The organism is Treponema sp. OMZ 798, assembly GCF_024181385.1.
Taxonomy (GTDB): domain Bacteria; phylum Spirochaetota; class Spirochaetia; order Treponematales; family Treponemataceae; genus Treponema_B.
Window position 1 is genome coordinate 1,286,698 of the sequence record NZ_CP051305.1, and the last position, 18,270, is coordinate 1,304,967.

Genomic DNA, 18,270 nt, shown 5'->3' on the forward strand with positions numbered 1-18,270 from the left:
TTTATTGTAAGGCAACAAAATGAGTGTTTCACGATTGGAAAAACAGATGAGCTTCGTTTTTGAGCTTGAAAAATTAAAAATCGTTTACAGGCAAAACGGTATAATCGGAGGAGTAAGACAGGAAAATAGTGCCGAACATTCTTGGCATATTGCCGTTATGGCTCTTCTCCTTGCGGAATACTGTAAGGAAAAAGTCGACCTTCTTCACACCCTCAAGATGCTTTTAATTCACGACATAGTTGAAGTTTATGCAGGCGATACCTTTTTGTACGATAGTCAAAAAAGAGAAGAAGCTAAGACCAATGAAAAAATAGCTGCAGATAAAATTTTTTCTCTTTTGCCTGACGACCAAAAAGAAGACTTTATGAACACTTGGCTGGAATTCGAAGAGCGCAAAACACCGGAAGCCCAATATGCGGCAGTCTTGGATAACCTACAGCCTCTTTTAAATCATTATTATACCAATAACCGAAATATCATCAAAAAGAATTTAAAAAAATCCCAAATCATCGATAAAAAAGAGTTTATAAAAGACTTTTCTGAGGAACTTTGGACCTTTGCCCTTGATATAATAGAAAAGGGGACAGCCTTGGGGCTTTATCTGGATATGTAAAATATTACAATTGCGAACACCTAACAAAAGAAATAAACTAAAACCCGAGCTCTTTTAGTTCGTGTACATGTTCTACATAGATATCGGTAATATCCAGATTACCAATCGGAGAGCGGCGGATGTCTACCACATCGGAATGTGAAACCCCTCTTCCTCCTTCACTTTCTATTATTCCCTTAAAAATACCCCATTTTGCGGATTCGACAGGGATAAGCCCGTCGCTATTCCCATCCGTAAATTTAACTATCGGATAACTCAACAAAAATATAAGATCGCTTAAAGCATTTTTCATTTTTGCAGCATAACTGAAATACAGTACATGCGGATTGTCTTTATTTTCGGCATTAAACTTTTCCATATCTTCGGCGCCTAATTCTTTTACAGTCTTTTTAAATTGTGGATTTTTATCACCCCATAATTTAAAACATACATTAACAAAGGGATTAAAAGCAGACATCAAAAGGGGTATGCGGCAGGCAGCATCTATAGCCTTAATCCCATGATGAGGGCTTGCAAAGGTTGTCAGTGAAGCCGTATACTTTGCAGCTCCAAGAGTAGAAATAAGATACCGGGCTTCAATTCCTCCTTTTGAATGAGCTATAATATTCACCTTTTCAAGGTGTTCGGTTTTAATAATATAATCAAGCTTTTCCTTAATTTTTACGGCATTATCATGTATTGTTCCTATACGATCATGGTTACTGAAAAATACCTTAGCCCCGTGATTTTGCAGGCAATCGGTTATCCTTCCCCAATAAGAATAATATGTCGAATTATCTTTAAAACCTATACCGTGAATAAAAAAAAGAGGATAACGAGTCAGACATAAGCCGTCAACAGGCTCAAAATTAGTTTTAGTCATAATGATATATTGTTTAAGATACAAAAAATATTGACTTATACTATAATAAAAATATGCAACTGTCAAGTTAATAGAGATCTTTAAAAATGTCACATAAATGTAAGGTTTCTATGTTATTGTCTTAACCGAAAAAAGAAATTTTTATTATTTTTATTGTGAGGTTTTTATGGAAATTATACGGATTGAACATGTGTGTAAGACCTACGGTACGGGCGATACGCTGGTAAAAGCCCTTGATGATGTGAGTCTTTCGGTTGACAGGGGTGAGTTTGTTGCGATTGTCGGTTCTTCCGGGAGCGGGAAAAGTACCCTCCTTCATATTTTGGGCGGGGTGGATTCGCCCGATTCGGGGAAGATTTTTATTCAAGGCGAAGATATTTCGAAGTACTCTGAAGATGAACTTGCTCTTTTTAGGAGGCGGAAGGTCGGGCTTGTGTACCAGTTTTATAACCTTATTCCGAACCTTTCCATCGAAAAAAACATAAGTTTGCCGCTTGTGCTTGACAAGCAAAAAATCGATAAGGATAGGCTGATAAATCTTACCGAAAAGCTCGGCATACAAAATAAGCTAAATAATTTTCCGCACGAACTTTCAGGAGGACAACAGCAGCGGGCGGCGATTGCGCGGAGCCTCATTTATTCTCCCGCCCTCCTTTTGGCGGACGAACCTACGGGAAACCTTGACCGCAAAAACACCGATGAAATTATGAGCCTCCTTCAATATGCAAATAAAACATATAATCAAACCGTTTTGATGGTAACTCACGATGAAAGGCTCGCCCTTTCCGCATCGCGGATTGTGGAGTTGTCGGACGGAAAAATTGTAAAGGACGAGGCTGTATGAAAAGATTCGGTATAAAAAACTGCGATATGAAAAAAAACGGGGCAGTCCTCCTCGCCGTTACGATGACGGGCATATTTTTTTCGCTCTTTGTAAATATAGCTTACTCCTCATATTCAAACAGGATTGCTTATTTTAAAGAACGCTTTCCCTACGATGCGGTTACACGCAAGTCTTATAAGCAGGAGGTGCGGAGCCTCATTGCAGCCCATAAAAACGTCAAGGAAACCTACATCATTCGGGATTTGATTTCGATTCGGCATGAGGGTGTTTTATGCGCACTTGAAGAAGCGGAAGGCAGTATGCTCACCCGCGATGCTCTGATTGAGGGAAACTTTCCGAAAGACAACACGGAGCTGATAATTTCCGTGGAATTTAAAGAAAGGTTCGGTCTTGGAATAGGCGATACAGTGAGCGTAACCGCGGGGAAGCGCATTGTGCGGTTAAAGGAAGGGGGAAAGGCAGCCGAAAGCGAAACTTCCGGCGAAACCGGCACCGAAGAAGGTAATGAGCGGATTGTGCCTGCGGGAGAATATCCTGCAAAAGGCGAAGTCTTCCGTCCTGAAGGAGAGCGCTCCTTTACCATTACCGGTATTTTTAAAAATAACAGGACTACCGTCGCGGCAAACCCTGTTGTGAAAACACGGGCCTTAGGCGATGCATTTGAGGACGGAAAGAGCGCAAACATAGCCTTTGTTTTTGCAAACAAATGGAAGGGCTATAAAACCGTAAAAGACCTCGCTTCTTTGATAGAACCTGAAACCGAAGACTACCGCGACATCTTTTTTGTAAACGATCTTCTTCTTTCCGTCTACGGCGCCTTTGACCGCAATGAAATTTCAATCGAGCAAATCCTTACAGTAACGCTTTTTCCTCTCTATCTTGCGGTGGGAACGGTTCTCGTCTTTGTGCTGATGCTTAAAAATATTTACGGCATTTGGGCCTTCAATAAAATACGGACGCTTGCAATGTATAAAAGTATCGGCTCCTCTCGTAAACAGCTCAAAAAACTCGTGGTAAAAGAAGCCTTAAAGCAAGCCCTGCCTGCGGCCCTGTTCAGCCTTATTCCGGGCAATATTCTTTCGTATCTTATTATCGAATTTATAAAAGGGACAACCCAAAACGCTCAATATCAAATTGTTTCGAGCTATAATTTCAGTATAACGATGAACCTTATTGCAGGAGCCTTTGTCTTTATCTGTGTTGCGCTTTCGGCAAGTCTTCCTGCCCGTAAACTTTCCCGCATGGACATTATCGAAGCACTAAAAGGAGGCTTTGATCTTAAAAAGGATAAGCGGAAAAGGCAGGCAAAAAGCCTTGAAAAAGAATTGCGTAAAAACAACTTTGTTATTTTTAAAGCGAGCACAGCCCTTGTTACCTTTTCGCTTACCGTCAGCTTTTTTATTTTGCTCATGGAAACGGGACTTCATGTAGAGCGCAATTATTGGGAAAGAGAACGCTTTTACGATTTTAGTCTTTTTTTGCGCACCCACAGAAAAGGAATCCCCGAGCCCTTTCAGCGCCTGCAAGAACAGCTCGATAAAAAAGATTATTTAATTTACACGCAAAAATATGCATTTATGTATCCCGAAACTTTTTTGTCGGACGAATTTAAAAAGAAAGGCTTTTATAAAAAGGCGGAAGGTAAACTTGTTAAAAGAGAAAACGGTAAGGCGGTTATCTCGGTGTTCTTTACGGGACTTTTGCCTGAAGATTTTAAAAGATTAACGGGGCACAGCGATTACCGCGGTATTGTAGTGTTTAACGGTGTGAGGAAGAATTTTGAAGATGAGGTTTCCAAGGCTCAATACATTCCCTATTTTGACGAAGGCGTAAAAAGTCTTCCTATAACTCTGTACGGAATCGGCAGTACAGGCAGTGATATGGCGGAAAAAGAATTCGTTGTTGAAAAATACATTAGGGAACTTTCCCAAGATTTTTTATATGATATAAACGAAATTGCAAGCGGCTATGCTACAGTAGTTTTTATTCCGGCAGAAGAATTGGATCGGCTTTTGCATGAACATTTTACTCCAAAAAACGAATACGATTATACGTTTACCCAGTACTTTATGAATGTCCGTACCGAAGAACATAAAAACACGCCGCTTGCCGATGAAAACTATTATAACAATCTTCTAAAAAATTATATACAGGAAGAAGAGAGGTTTAGTGTTGACGGTGAACAGCTGCGAGCGGCCAATAAATCGGCATCCGATGTGGTTTCCCTTTTATTGTATTCGGTATGTGCCGTCTGCACTTTGATTACCCTTGCTACCGTGTACGCTGCCGTAAACATGTTTTTTGCCCACCGCAAGCGCGAAATATTTTTGCTCAAATCGTACGGCATTCGGGAGGCGGAACTAAAAGCCTTACTTATACGCGACTATTTTTATTTTATGCTGCGCTCGCTGCTGTATGCCGTGCCGCTTTGTACAGGCTTAACGCTTTGGTACGGAACATTGAGCATTTCGTTTACGTTTAAACGTTTTTTAATCTATATGAACTATCCTGTGCTCGCAGTTCTTACCGCCCTCATCGCTTCCGCCGTCTACCTCTTTTTCCGCCTTGGCGCAAAGCGTTTTCAAGGCATGAATATAGCGGAGGAGGTAAATAATTAGCTTTTATAAAACGTAAATTTAAATACGGCACCGTTTTCGTTGTAAGCGCAAAGGGTACCGTTGTTTTTTTCGGCAATGGATTTTGCGATGTTTAAACCTAAGCCGAAACCTTTGGAATCGGGAGTTTTATAAAAGCGGTTAAAGACGGAGCGCAAGGCTTCTTTTTGAATACCGCTCCCGTCATCTTTAAAGATAACTTCCGTGTAAAGGGGCGTTTCGTTAAAAAAGACGTTTACAGTGTTTCCTTTTGAAAGATAGGAAGCTGCATTTTTAAAAATGTTCATAAAGGCTTCGGTTATCCAATAATAGTCGGCGCTTATAAGGATACCGGAAGATTCGATATGAACGGCAATACCTTTTTGTTCAAAAAGATGTTCGCAAGCCTCATAAGCTTCAAAACAAGCTTCATAAACGGAAAGCGGAGCTTTTTTCATCGGCATGGTTCCGGATTCAAGGCTTGCCGAATGAAGCAGCCTTTCGGTAAGCTCATTTAAGCGGTGCAGCGGAGAATTATCTGCGGACGGGCTTGAGTTTTCCAAAGAAAGGAGCATTGCCGTAATGGGTGTTTTTATTTGATGGGCTATATCTTCAAGATTTTTTTGAAATCTAAGCTTTTCGGCTTGAGCATTTTCCCGTTCAAAAATGAGTTCGGTATACAGCTTGTAAAGCCTATCGTAAAGAAGCCCCCCGTTTTTAGGAATCAGTTTCCCCTCTCCTTTTTCAAGGGAATCAAGGTAAGAGGCGATGTTGTCCGTTTCTTTTTTATTCTGCCGCCTGTAAAAAAAACATTCCAAAAGAAAGGCACTCAAAATCAAAACAAAGACGGCACAGAGCATAAGATAAAAAAAGGAGTAGTCCTCCCTATACATGAGTTTTTCAAGGATTTCCGTTTTTACGCTTTCAGTCTGTACACTATCCGTTTTTATTTTTTGCAGGACTTCAATCTTTTGTTCATCGGGAAGATACTGTAAGACGGCGGAAAGAGCAGCCGTATATTTTGCCTGAAAGTTTTTATAAGCAAAAAAACTGAGAGCCGCCAAAATGCAAAAATAAACGGCAAAGCGTATTTTTAAGCCGCTCATGCTAACCTTTCCACCTGTAGCCTATTCCTCTTACGGTTTCTATCTTTGAGCTGCCTATCTTGTTTTTAAGGCGGCTCATCGTAACGGTCAGCGTGTTATCTTCTACAAATGCCTCGTCCTTATCCCAAATATGTTCCAAGATAAGGCTGCGCGTTAAAACCGTGCTCGAGTTATTAAAAAAAAGGCTCATTATTTGATATTCTTTTTTTGTCAATATAATTTCCTTTTTATCGATGAGAATTATAGGCTCTCCGTTTTTTATATTCAAATAAATATCCTGATTATTGTTCCGGCGTAAAATTGCGTTTATCCGCGCCTTAAGCACATTGAGGCTGAAAGGCTTTGTTACATAGTCGCAAGCGCCCTCTTCCAAGGCCCTGACAATCGTTTGCTCATCATCTTGAACCGAAATAACTATGCAAGCCGATTTTATTTTCGGGATAAGCGGTAAAGAAGATTGTCTGCCAAGGTTTAAATCGAGGAGTACAATATCGGAATCAAGATAGGGCAAAGCCTCTTTTATCGAGGCGGCTTCCGCAATATCGAAATCCGCCTTAAAAAAAGTTTTTATCTCTTTTCGTATCCGGTCATCGTCTTCAATTATAAGAAGCGTCATAAGAATTACATCGGAATCTTTATCCAAATTATTTTTCACCATAATGAGTTTTGCACTGAATTATTTGTATTTGATTACCAATTATTCTATACCTATTGTGTCATGCACAATATATTTTCCTTGATTCATCCGTTCAGCTGCCGTTTTTAGTCTTTCCTGATTATATTTATTATAAAAACCTTTTTCGTCACTCATAATTTTAAACGGAATACCGCCGATTCTTAACGATTGACGAATAAAAATATTAAATGCCGTTGTCATATTCATTCCCAAACTATCAAAAAGCTGTTCGGCCTCTTTTTTTATGTCAGCATCCATTCTTATATTAACATTTATTTGAGCCATAGAAAATCTCCATTGTCTTAAAATATATTTATATTGTACGTATAATTATTTACAATGTCAATATAATTATTTGCAAATATGATAAATTTACTCTTTCCTTACCAGTTCTCCGCGCTCTTCAAGTTCCGTTAAAATGCGGGCATAGGTTTTTTCGTCGATTTTATAGCGGAGGCGGTAGAGGATGTAGCTGCCGACAATGCAAAAAAGAGGAAAGACGAGCATGGCGCTTTTCATCATCAAAAGGCCTTCCTTTGTAACCTCGGCGGCGGATGAAGCTTCTTTGATTCCCGAAAGGATGACGACTGCACTTACGATGCCGTTTCCGATAGCTCCCGAAAGCTTATTGATAAAGGGCTGAATCGAAAACGAAATGCTGTCATTCCGCTTGCCCAGCTTCCAATGGCCGTAGTCAACGCAGTCGGCAAGGAACATGAGCATCATAAGCTGAATAAAGGCTTGGCCCACAAAGAGCAAAACGCCCGAAATACCTATAAAAAGCATGGTATTTACAGGTGCAAAAAAGAAGATGAGGTAGCCCGCCAAGACCATTATTATGGAAGCCGTATATATGTTCTGCCTTACAAAAAATTTACTTAAAAGCGGAAAAATGATTAGGGCTGAAATTTGGGAAAGGCCGAGGATAATAGCAAATACGGAGTACATACCTTCATCGCCGTAAGCGTACTTAAAAAAGTAGAGGCCGAAACTTGTTGTAGTCATGTAGCCTATCATAAAGAGGGTCATGGCTATTGCCGTTAAAAGGAGCTGGTCGTTTTTTACGATAACGCTTAAAAGTTCTTTTAGGGAGGTATGCTTTTGGGGCTTTGTTATTTCGGGCTCTTTTACACCGATTAAGGTTATAATCTGACCGAGCCACATAATCACGGTAACCATAATTGCAAAGAAAAAATATCCTTTGGCAAGACTTCCCGTCTTATTGCCCAAAGCGGTTGTAATGGGCACTATTCCTGCAACAACAAAGAAAAGCCCCACATTTGCACAAATACGGGCAATGGCGCCTATTTTTTCCCTTTCCTTTTGATCCACACTTAAAGAAGGAAGCATCGACCAATAGCTTATATCGTTTGTCGTATAAGTCATGCCCCATAAAAGATAGATAATACCGAAAATGGCAGCATAGGCCCCGCCCTTAATCCCGAAATCGGTAAAAAGAAGTATTGTTAAAATCCCCGAGGTCAGGGCACCGAAGGCTATCCAAGGCTTAAACTTTCCGTACTTGGTCTTGGTATTATCTACTATCAAGCCCATAATCGGGTCATTACAGGCATCAAAAATGCGGGCTGCAAGGACAATAACCGTAATGCTCCACAATACGTTTGTAGGAACATAGATTACATCTGTCATGTAAAAAATAAGATACATGCTTATCAATGAGTAAACCATATCGCGTCCTATAGTACCCAGACCGAAGGTCCATCTATTTTTGTTCATACTTCCTCCAAAGTTAAGCATAAACAGTATAGCACAATTTTTAGGGATGTGCAAAGTAAATTTAAAATTAAAACTATAGTATTATTATTAAAAATAAGTTATAATCTATAATTGTATGAGAAAAATTTTAAGGTATTTTTTGCTTCTAAGCAGTTTCTTTTTTTTAAGTGTTTCTCTCCCGGCAGAACAAATGTATTCCCCTTCATGGGGCTATGCACTTGACCTCCCTGAAGATTTCGTTTTAGCCGACAGAGAAGGAAATGAAAGATATCTTTTTCAGCATGCAATCCTTCCCGTTGACCTGCAAATAGCCTTGTATGAAGAGCCTCAATTTAAAAACATAAAAGAAGCTGCCGAACATATTTTTAAGCAGCTAAAAATGACTCATAAGGATGTTCCTTTTATATGGAGGAATAAGGAGGCTCTTTTATCGTCCGTTTCTTTTTTATATTCTCCTTCCGAAAAATATAAGCCGAAAGAGCTTTCAGGCTGGGTTTTAACCCTTGCGCTGCCAAATAAAACCGGCTGGCTTGTTCTTCTTACCTACACCGACAAGGATAAGGCTAAGGAGTGTGAAAATCTAATGATTTCTTCCCTGGATACCGTTTATACCGATACGATGTCTTATTTTGAGCCGGGGCCGGTTACGGCAGCCCTCTATCCTAAAACAAAAGAAAAAACTCTCGACTATGTTTTTAACAATAAAAACATTTCCTTCACGATAGATGAATCGGATGCTCAAGCAAACCAATCGGTGATTGACAGGGAGTTTTCGGTTTTGACTATGTATTTAAATCACGATAATTTAATTGCAGCTTGGCAGAGGTTTTATAAGGTAATTTTTAGGGATGCCTGGAGCCGTATAGCGCCTGCCTCCTTTGCAGTATATACTTCAATCTTTGACGAAAACAATCAAAGCGGATTTGCAGAAAAAGCGGCAAAGGAACTTCTCTTTTTGGTTCAAAATTTTAATTACGAAAGAGACAGAAAGGGAAGCGATTTTATGAATCTCCCCCAAGCCCTTGCAGAAAAGAGAGGCGACTGCGACAGCAGGGCTCTTCTTATGGTGTTAATGTTAAAACAAATGAACATAGATGCTGTTCTTTTGGTTTCACCGAATAAGTCCCATGCCATAGCCGCAGTAGACTGTCAGGGAAGCGGAACCTGTTTTACCCATAACGGCAGAGATTACCTGGGCTGCGAAACTACAGCCCATGTTCCAATCGGCGAAATCGCCGATGAGATAGCTGCTCCCGAAAACTGGTTTCCCGTCGACTTTTACGTAATAGAAGACTTTGAATCAAATTAGCTTTAAGGCAGACAAAAGCCAAGGGCTTTTAATTATGCACGGCAAATCCATAGCTATCCCAGACTCACTATTGTTTTTCCCGAACCGCCTTCTTCGGGCTTTGCAAAACGGAAGTCTTTGACAAATGGACTTCTTTTTAAAAAATCGTGAGATAATTCTTGAAGAATTCCGTGTCCCTTTCCGTGAATAATAGCAAATTCAGTAATGCCGTGCACCAAGACCAGATCCATTTGATCCTGCAAGGCCTTTTGAGCTTCTTCAGCCCTCATTCCTAAGAGGCGGAGCTCAAAAGAAGGGCGGGAGGCCGGAGCGCTTGTGTCGCTTATAAGGCTTACAATGGGTTTGGAAAGTTTAAGTTTTTCTTGATTTTCGCAAATCTCCATATCGTCTTCCGAAATAGTAAGCTTTAAGTTATCTACGGCAACCAGCCACTTACCTTTTTTTTCTTCACGGATAAGTTCACCGTTACGACGGAGGCTTTTAATTATAATGCGGGTACCTTCTTGCAGTTTGGAATTTTGAGGAGCCTTGTTTTTTTCTTTTGAAGTATGAAGCCTTTCGTCTATTTGCGATTGCTCAAGTTTTAGAGCCTCATGTTCTTTGCCCAAGTCTTTTTCAAAATCGTCAATCCATTTTTTAACGCTTAAAGTTTTTTCGCGGCTTAGTTCACCCTCTCTAAGTTCACGGACAAGGTTTTCAAGAAATTTTCTTTTTTCTTCAAAAAAAAGATCAAGCCTTTTTATTCCGTCCCGCTTTAGTTCCAATTCTTTTTGTTTTAATTGAAGCTCCTTTAAATCGGAGCGGCGCCTATCCTCTTTTAGTTTTAATTCTTCTTCTTTTTTTTGAAGTTCGAATTCGTTTAGGTCTTCATGCTTTTGAATGAGCCCCTTGATAAGATCGGAAACATCGGCCCTGTTGTTACCCAAATAGGTATGAGCTTTTTCGATTATATGTTCGGGAAGGCCGTTCCGTTTGGCTATGTCGACTGCATGACTTTCACCAGGAACTCCCATGAGGATCCGATAGGTTGGACTCAAGGTGTTTTGATTAAATTCGACTGAGGCGTTTACACAAGAATCCTTGCTGTAGCCGTAATTTTTTAAGGCCCCATGATGGGTGGTAACAAAGACAAAGGCTTTTTTTTCTAAAAGATCGTCAAGAACGGCCATAGCGATTGCACAGCCTTCTTGCGGATCAGTACCGCTTCCAAGCTCATCAAGAATGATAAGACTTTTATCCCCTGCCCTTCGTATAATTTCCGAAACATTTTTCATGTGAGCAGAAAAGGTAGAAAGGGATTGGTCCATTGACTGCTCATCTCCTATGTCGCAGGCTATAAAATCAAAGTAAGGGAGACGGGTCAAGGGCCCTGCAGGGAGGGGCCAGCCTGTTTGATTTATAAGAGCGAAGAGGGCTGCCGTTTTTAAGCTTACGGTTTTTCCTCCGGTATTAGGCCCTGTTATAATAAGTACCCTGTCATCCTTAGATAGTTTTAAATCTATAGGAACTGCCGATTTTCCAAGCAGGGGATGGCGGGCTTGATGAAGATAAAAGGAGATGCCGCCGTCATTTTCAGAGTGAGAATTTTTAGCGATGCTGCCTGCAAAGACACAATTATTGGAATGAGCCCATCGGGAAGCGGCTGCAATACAATCCAATTTTGTAATTGCCTCACAGGCCTCTTTTATTTCTTCGGTATGCTCTGCAATTTGAGAAGTCAATTCTTGTAAGAGCCTCAAGAGTTCCCGCTCGTATTCGGCATGGGCTGCAATCAAATCATTATTTTTTACAACTATTTCTTCGGGCTCAAGATAAAAGGTTTGCCCCGATTGAGAATACTCATGAATTATTCCCGGGATTCTTCCTTTAAAGTTGGATCTTACGGCTATAACCTGTCTTCCGTCCTTTACTGTAGGGAGATTGGATTGAAGCATTTGGCGGGTTGCATCGTTTGTAAAATAGTTCCGCATAGTCTTATCGATGTCGTCCTCTATGGAACGTATCTTGCTTTTTATTGCCCGCAAGGAAGGAAGGTCTTGCAATTCTCCGGTTTCATCTATAAAAGAAAATACGAGCTTTTTTAAATGGAGCATATCGGGTATTTTTTTTACAAAGGAAACAATCGAGTTTTCATTCGGCTCTTCATTTTCCAAAAAAGGGCTCAACCATTCGTGTAAAGAAGAAACGGACAAGGCCAAAAGCCCGACCGAATAAACGCCTTCGATATCAAGGGCAGCCCCTTCAATATCGATACCCTCAAGAAAGGGAAGAACAGGAGGGCGGTATTTAATCGAAGGAGCCTTATATGCCCTTAAAAGATTTAAAAAATCAATCCCTAACTTTTTTTCTTCTTCTATTTTTTTTATATCGGTATCCGGATTCTTTTTTAAACAAAATTCTTTTCCTTCATCCGTTACACAATAGGATGCAATAATTTCTCTTATCCTCGAAAACTGTAAAACTTCCAGCGTATGCTCAGTCATAAATCCTTCCTAATATTTTTTTACCGTTTCTTGTAATTCTTTATTTATAAGCTCAAAACTCGTATACCTATCCTTATGAATATCTCCCTTTTTTAAGGCTTCTAAAAGGGCACATCCGGGTTCATGGGTATGAGTGCAGGAAAGGCCGAATTTGCATGAGCCTATGAGCTTTTCCATCTCAGGAAAATATAGGCCCGTATCCTCAGGCCCTATGCCGTAAATTGCAAAGTTCCTCACACCGGGTGTATCGATTATGTTTATCGAATGTTCTTTGCCCTTTGAGGTAAGGGCTCTTATTTTAAAGTATTCTCCCTGAGTTGTAGTGTGAGTACCTCTGTCATACTTATCCGAGATTGCAGAGGTTTTTAAATTTAAATCGGGGGCTATAAAATTTAAGAGGGTACTCTTCCCCACTCCGGATTGTCCGACAAGGGCAGAAGTTTTAGCCGAGAGGGTCTCTATTAAGTTGTCCATTCCCCTGCCCTCCTTTGCCGAAACTTCAATCGTCTTATAGCCCAGCCTTTTCCAATCTTCCATCCTATCTCTTACATCATCCGCTATTTTTAGATCGCACTTGTTTAACACAATTAAAACCGGAATCTTTTGAATCTCGGCCTGCACTAAGATCCTGTCTACAAAGCGCGGACGGAAGGGAGGATTTGCGGCAGAGGCAACACAAACAAGGAGGTCGATATTTGCGGCTAAAAGCTGAGGCATATTCAGTTTTTGGTTTAAACGCAAAAAAGAATTTTTTCTTTCGATCAAGCCTGTTACCAAACCCTCATCTTCCGAGTGAGTATCGGGCTCAATGTTTACAAGGTCGCCTGCAGCAAGAGGATTATAGTAAAGAGCAGAATCTTTTAAGATCTTTCCCTTAATGGAACAGTTTCTTAATTTTCCGTCTTCACATTCAACAAAAAAAATATTATTAGATCCTTTTAAAACCAATCCCTTCATTTTAAAAATACCCTAAAACCATACCAAAAAGATCCGCATAAGCGGAATACTTTTTTGTATTTTCTTCAGTTTTTTCCGAGGTGATATAAAAAATATCTTTTTGAATATTTTTTAATTTTGAGTTCTCTTCCTTTAATTTTTGAGGAGGAGATATTTTTAATGCCCGGTTTACAACACCGTCCAATGAGTCCACAATCCTTATATCCGGTTCACAGACGGCCTTAAACTTATCCCTTAAATGTAAAAAGTGAGTACAGCCTAGGACAGCCGTATCGGTTCCTGCCGACTTAAAAAACTCAACCGCAGGCCGGATTGCAGCCTTTTTATCTTCTTCACTTCCCGAAAGCAGGGAGTTTTCTATTTTGCTGACCAAAACCGAATCGGCACGCATAAAAAATTTACAATCAGCTCCGAACTCGTCAATTAGGTTTTGAACATAGATATCGTTTACAGTTCTTTCGGTTGCAAGGACGGCTATCTTTTTATTTTTACTTGCCAAGGCTGCAGGCTTTATGGCAGGAACCGTGCCCACAAAGGGAATATCGAATTTTTCCCGCAGATGCGAAAGAGCCGAAACGGTCATCGTATTACAGGCTATGATTATAACCGAAGGCCGCAGCTCTTCGATTATCTTTTTTACAAGATTTTGAGTATACTCTATTACCTCTTCAAGTGTTTTTTCCCCATAAGGAAAATGTTTTGTGTCTGCAACGTAGGCACAAGAACTTTGAGGCTCAATTTCTTTTAAGTGCCTTAGATAAGGCAGGCCTCCTATGCCTGAGTCGATAAAAACATATTGAATATTTTTTTCTTTTGTCAAATCAAACTCCACTCACTTTTAATATTAACTCTTAACTTAGTTCAACGCCCTTATTTTTTACCGTAATTATATTATCGTATTGTGCCCTTGTTTTATCGAAGACAACATGACTTACATTAATTACGGTTACGTCTTTTAAGGCGAGTAAGGTTTCTTCTATGCGGATCGCCGTTTCCATATCGAGACTGGCAAAGGCCTCATCCAAGAAAATCAATTTTGCCCTTGTAATTAAACCTCTGGCAATGGCTATTCGGGCCTTTTCGCCGCCCGAAATATTTTTACCGTTATCGGTTATTTTGTAGTCCAATCCTCCGGACAAGTTTTCGACAAAGGAGCTTAAGCCTGCATTTTTAACAACCTTTTTAATTTCATCTTGGGAATAATTTTTATAAAGAGTAATATTATTATAAAGGCTGTCCTCAAACAAAAAAACTTGCTGCTCTATATTTGCTATATTTTTAAAATAAGAAAGAGGAGTTATGTCTTTTAAGTTTTTGCCGTCAACTAAAATTTCTCCGCCGGTAGGATTAAAATATTTGCGCAAAAGTTTCAGCACAGTGGTTTTACCTCCACCTGAAGGGCCGACTATCAGATACTTTTTGCCTTTTTCGAATTTTAAGCCGACATCTTTTAATACCTCATTTTCGCCGTAGTTAAAAGAAACATTTTTAAACTCTATCGAAGAATCAAAAGAAGAAAGCTCGATTGTTTCTTCGTAAGTATCGGAATTTTTTAAATTATCGTCTATAGTTTCAAATACTTTTTTTAAACCGACAATAGCCTGTATCTGTCCGCCCACATTACCGAAGCTGTTTACGATTCTCGTCATAGGAGATAGGGCAAAGAGCAAGGTACCCACCGTAATAATTTTTAAGTATACAAGATAAATGCCTCCCAATATTATACCCAAGACCAAAAGCAAGAGTATTGAAATCAGTATAAGTAAAATATACGAACTAAGTTTACCTACAAAAAATTCTTTATCTTCAACATTTTTTGACTTATGATAAAAATCATCTGAGGCTTTTTTTTGAAGATTATTTGTTTTTATAATTTGGAATGCCGAAAGAATTTCTTTTACATATTCCGTGTATTTTCCTAAAATATCGGATAATTGTTTTTCGTGCTTTTGCATAGGTATCCCCATCAAGGCGGCCATTACTGCAAATATAAGGCCGACAGCGATTCCTGCAATGAGAATAACATAGTTTACATATAAAAGAACTCCTACACTTATAAGGGCTTGAAAAATCATATATAGGATTTCATATAAGGACATAATGTACTCGTTTTCAATCCTTTCCATGTCGTTTGTAAGATTCGAAAAATATTTAGCCGTATTTTCAGCTTGAAATTCGTTTATCTTTTTTTTGAAGATGGTCTTTAGATAAAAAGTTTTTGCATATTCAACGGCTTTTCTATAGTAGAGGCTTTGAAAAAAATTACCGACTAAAACAAAGAATATTGAAAAAGCCGACCAAATAACCATCTTTACGGCATTTATTTTTAAAAAATCTATACTGCGGTCTATACTCAAGGCATTATCCACTAAGTCCTTTGTAATATATAATGCACGCAGCTGAAGCACAGCCCCGGTCAAGGCAAAAAGGAGGGTTACAAATAAAATAGGATAGGATTTTCGAATTGCTTTTTTAATCATTTGATTTTACCTCGTTTTGAAAATATTTTTGTGCCGGAAACACTTCAAGGCTTTTATTTTTTATTTCGATAACATAATCATATTTTTCGCTTATGCCTTCGTAATATCTGTGAGAGATTGAGATGAGCGTAGTGTCAAGACCTAATAAATCGCTTTCAATTTGACGGCCTAAACTTTCTTCTAAGCTGGCTGATGCCTCATCTGCAAAAAGAATTTCGGAATCCTTTATTACGGCCCTTGCTATGGAAATTCTTTGTCTTTGACCTCCGGATAAATCTTTACCGTTTTCGGAAAGAATTGTATCCTCTTTTTTTTCTAAAATAAAATCTTTTAAGCCCGATGCCGCAACTGCAAAATCAAACTTATCTTGAGGATAATCCTTATATAGACAAATATTATTTTTAATTGAATCTTCAAACAAAAAAACATTTTGAAAAATAAAGGCTATTTTTTCGTTAAACGATAAAGGAGAAATATCTTTTAAATTAATACCGTCAACAAAAATATCTCCCTCATAATTTTCCATAGTTTTTGATAAAAGATTTATAAGGGTTGTTTTTCCCGAACCGCTCACACCCCGAATCAAATATTTTTTATTTTTCAAAATCTCAAAAGAGATATTTTTTAAAACTTCCTTACCTTCATAGGTATAGCTTAAATTCTTAACTTCAATTTTATCCTTAAAATTAAAATCCTTAACTCCTATAGGAGATTCCATAGTAAGTCCTTTAGAAGTTTTGATAGTCTCAGCCTCATCATCCTTTGTTATCTTGGTATATATTTCTTTTGCTGCCTTATATTTATTTATTTTTGGAAAGATAGTTCTTGAAGAAAACATTACAGGGTTTGAAAGCTGTAAAAGCAAGGCAGCAGAGGTTAAGTCATAACCCATAATCAGTTTTTTTACGCAATAAGCCAAAATACCCACCCGTAAAAACAAACCCACAAGGCTGAAAAAATTTTCTTGAAATTTTTCAAGAAAATTAAACCTTTGCTTATAGCCTTCTACTTTTTTGATCGATTTAATTGTTTTATTACAAAAACTGTCTTCAACACCGTTTAATTTTAAAATTTCAATGCCGTTTAAAACATTGGAAACTTCAATCGAAAAATTTTCGTTATTTTCGGAAACAGATTTTTTTAAGTTCACTGTCGGTTTTTCAAATAATTTCCCTATAAATAAAAAAATAAGGGCTATGACTAAAACCAAAAGAGCGAAAAAACAATCGATATAAATTAAAAGAACATAAGAAAGACTGACGGAGGATATAGAAGTTATAAGAGCGGTTAAGGAAGAATAATAATCGCTTCTAAAAAGATTTATATCGTTTACCAAATTCGAAATATAGTTTTCTTTTGATTTAAGATTGAATTCGGAATAAGATTTTTTTAAAATTTTAGCAAAGGCTATTTTTCTAAGTTCCAGCTGAATATTCCGCTTAAAATTTAAACTAAAGCGTATAACAAAAAAATGGCTAAGCCCCATAATAAGGCTTCCTGCAGCGACAAATCCGATACGGCTTTTTATTTCTTCAAGTGTAGGATTTTGCATCATTCCTATAGCAAAGGCCATAACAATGCTCATAAAAATTTGCCCAAAGCTGGAAAGAACACAGCCTGTAAAAAAAACAATGTAAGATCTTTTATATTTACCGATAAGAGTTTTTAATTCCATCAATCTCCTCCGATCACAAAATTTATACAAATCACTTTAAAATCCAGTTTATTTTTACTCCGTTTTTTTCCATACGTCTAAACCAAGTTTCCTGCCTTTTTGCAAATTGACAAATAGCACGGTAAAGAGAATCAATGTACTTTTCCTTCGAGTCTATTTTGCCTTGAAGGTATTGGGCGGTAAATTTATATTCAAGCCCCAAGCTTTCAAGCCTTTCCCAGGAAAATCCCTCTTTGTGAAGCCTCTCAGTTTCTTCGATCATTCCGTCATTTATACGTTGAATGAGTCTAAGCCTTATCCTTTCCCTTAAAATTTCCCGCGGATATTTAAGGCCGATTATAAGGGGGCGGATATCGGGGCGGCTTGCGTTTAGTATCTCGGCTGCATCGGGATGGGTCTTTTTATATTCGGCAATTTCAATAGCCCGCATAAGCCGCTCCATGTTTTCAAGGTCGGTTTTATTATGCATCGGAACCTTGTATTCAAAAAAAACTTTTTGTAAGCCCTCCAAATTCTTACCGGCCAAGGACACCCTCAGTTCTTCATTTTTCGGAACAGGAATGAGCTCATACTCCCTTATAAGGGCATCGAGATAAAGCCCTGTTCCTCCCGCAAAGATCGGAATTTTTTTTCTCATCCTTATATCTTCAAAGGCCTTGTAAGCATCATTTTGAAAGTCGAAGACATTGTACTCCCTTTCCAAGGTGCAGATATCGATTAAGTGATAGGGCACCTCTCCATACTCGTCCAAGTCCTTTCCGGTACCGAGATCAAGGCCCTTATAAACCTGTCTTGAATCTACAGAAATAATTTCGCCGCCAAGTTCCCTTGCAAGACCCACGGCATAGGAGGTCTTTCCTGTTGCTGTAGCTCCCAAAACAACGGCAGAATTATGTTTATCAGATAAAGACATAAAATCGAGGTTCATAAAATC

General features: G+C 38.7%; 15 protein-coding genes. 4 read left to right on the forward strand and 11 right to left on the reverse strand.

What is annotated here, in order from left to right; genetic code table 11:
* The first annotated feature begins 19 nt into the window (after window positions 1-19).
* Window positions 20-613 carry an HD domain-containing protein gene (locus E4O07_RS06075; protein ID WP_253687955.1) on the forward strand — a complete coding sequence of 198 codons (594 nt, stop codon included), beginning with the start codon at window positions 20-22 and terminating at the stop codon, window positions 611-613.
* Between the two features lie 37 nt (window positions 614-650).
* On the opposite strand, the gene E4O07_RS06080 is transcribed toward E4O07_RS06075, so the two are convergent.
* Entirely contained in the window at window positions 651-1,475 is an 825-nt protein-coding gene (locus E4O07_RS06080; RefSeq protein ID WP_253687956.1) for a lipase family alpha/beta hydrolase, read from the reverse strand.
* Window positions 1,476-1,641: 166 nt separating this feature from the next.
* Here E4O07_RS06080 and E4O07_RS06085 point away from each other — a divergent pair, with 166 nt between their 5' ends.
* The gene (locus E4O07_RS06085) at window positions 1,642-2,319 is read left to right on the forward strand and encodes an ABC transporter ATP-binding protein (protein WP_253687957.1); all 678 of its coding nucleotides are present in this window, start codon (window positions 1,642-1,644) and stop codon (window positions 2,317-2,319) included.
* Window positions 2,316-4,937: an ABC transporter permease gene (locus tag E4O07_RS06090; protein WP_253687958.1), complete on the forward strand. Its 2,622-nt coding sequence runs from the start codon at window positions 2,316-2,318 to the stop codon at window positions 4,935-4,937. Before E4O07_RS06085 ends, E4O07_RS06090 begins: the two co-directional genes overlap by 4 nt.
* On the opposite strand, the gene E4O07_RS06095 is transcribed toward E4O07_RS06090, so the two are convergent.
* The 4 genes from E4O07_RS06095 to E4O07_RS06110 form a co-directional block, all read right to left on the reverse strand.
* A complete protein-coding gene (locus E4O07_RS06095; protein WP_253687959.1) occupies window positions 4,934-6,019 on the reverse strand; it encodes a sensor histidine kinase in 1,086 nt (361 codons plus the stop codon). The genes E4O07_RS06090 and E4O07_RS06095 overlap by 4 nt on opposite strands.
* 1 nt (window position 6,020) lies before the next feature.
* The gene (locus E4O07_RS06100) at window positions 6,021-6,677 is read right to left on the reverse strand and encodes a response regulator transcription factor (protein WP_253687960.1); all 657 of its coding nucleotides are present in this window, start codon (window positions 6,675-6,677) and stop codon (window positions 6,021-6,023) included.
* Between the two features lie 39 nt (window positions 6,678-6,716).
* The gene (locus tag E4O07_RS06105) at window positions 6,717-6,980 is read right to left on the reverse strand and encodes a type II toxin-antitoxin system RelB/DinJ family antitoxin (protein ID WP_253687961.1); all 264 of its coding nucleotides are present in this window, start codon (window positions 6,978-6,980) and stop codon (window positions 6,717-6,719) included.
* 87 nt (window positions 6,981-7,067) lie between these two features.
* Entirely contained in the window at window positions 7,068-8,432 is a 1,365-nt protein-coding gene (locus tag E4O07_RS06110; RefSeq protein WP_253687962.1) for a glycoside-pentoside-hexuronide (GPH):cation symporter, read from the reverse strand.
* Window positions 8,433-8,547: 115 nt separating this feature from the next.
* Here E4O07_RS06110 and E4O07_RS06115 point away from each other — a divergent pair, with 115 nt between their 5' ends.
* On the forward strand, window positions 8,548-9,741 hold the full coding sequence (locus E4O07_RS06115) for a transglutaminase-like domain-containing protein (RefSeq protein ID WP_253687963.1): 1,194 nt from the start codon (window positions 8,548-8,550) through the stop codon (window positions 9,739-9,741).
* 53 nt (window positions 9,742-9,794) lie between these two features.
* Here E4O07_RS06115 and E4O07_RS06120 read toward each other — a convergent pair whose 3' ends face one another.
* Genes E4O07_RS06120 through miaA form a run of 6 tightly spaced genes read right to left on the reverse strand, consistent with a single transcriptional unit; the run spans window position 9,795 to window position 18,264 of the window.
* Window positions 9,795-12,224, reverse strand: coding sequence for an endonuclease MutS2 (locus tag E4O07_RS06120; protein ID WP_253687964.1), 2,430 nt, complete (start codon window positions 12,222-12,224; stop codon window positions 9,795-9,797).
* 9 nt (window positions 12,225-12,233) lie between these two features.
* On the reverse strand, window positions 12,234-13,181 hold the full coding sequence (gene rsgA / locus E4O07_RS06125; protein WP_253687965.1) for a ribosome small subunit-dependent GTPase A: 948 nt from the start codon (window positions 13,179-13,181) through the stop codon (window positions 12,234-12,236).
* A gap of 1 nt (window position 13,182) precedes the next feature.
* Window positions 13,183-14,001 carry a glutamate racemase gene (murI, locus tag E4O07_RS06130; protein WP_253687966.1) on the reverse strand — a complete coding sequence of 273 codons (819 nt, stop codon included), beginning with the start codon at window positions 13,999-14,001 and terminating at the stop codon, window positions 13,183-13,185.
* Between the two features lie 31 nt (window positions 14,002-14,032).
* A complete protein-coding gene (locus E4O07_RS06135; RefSeq protein ID WP_253687967.1) occupies window positions 14,033-15,661 on the reverse strand; it encodes an ABC transporter ATP-binding protein in 1,629 nt (542 codons plus the stop codon).
* Window positions 15,654-17,336 (reverse strand): ATP-binding cassette domain-containing protein, encoded by a 1,683-nt coding sequence (locus E4O07_RS06140; protein WP_253687968.1) that lies wholly within the window; start codon window positions 17,334-17,336, stop codon window positions 15,654-15,656. The genes E4O07_RS06135 and E4O07_RS06140 overlap by 8 nt, the downstream gene beginning before the upstream one ends.
* Window positions 17,337-17,367: 31 nt before the next feature.
* Window positions 17,368-18,264: a tRNA (adenosine(37)-N6)-dimethylallyltransferase MiaA gene (miaA, locus tag E4O07_RS06145; RefSeq protein WP_253687969.1), complete on the reverse strand. Its 897-nt coding sequence runs from the start codon at window positions 18,262-18,264 to the stop codon at window positions 17,368-17,370.
* Between the last annotated feature and the right edge of the window lie 6 nt (window positions 18,265-18,270).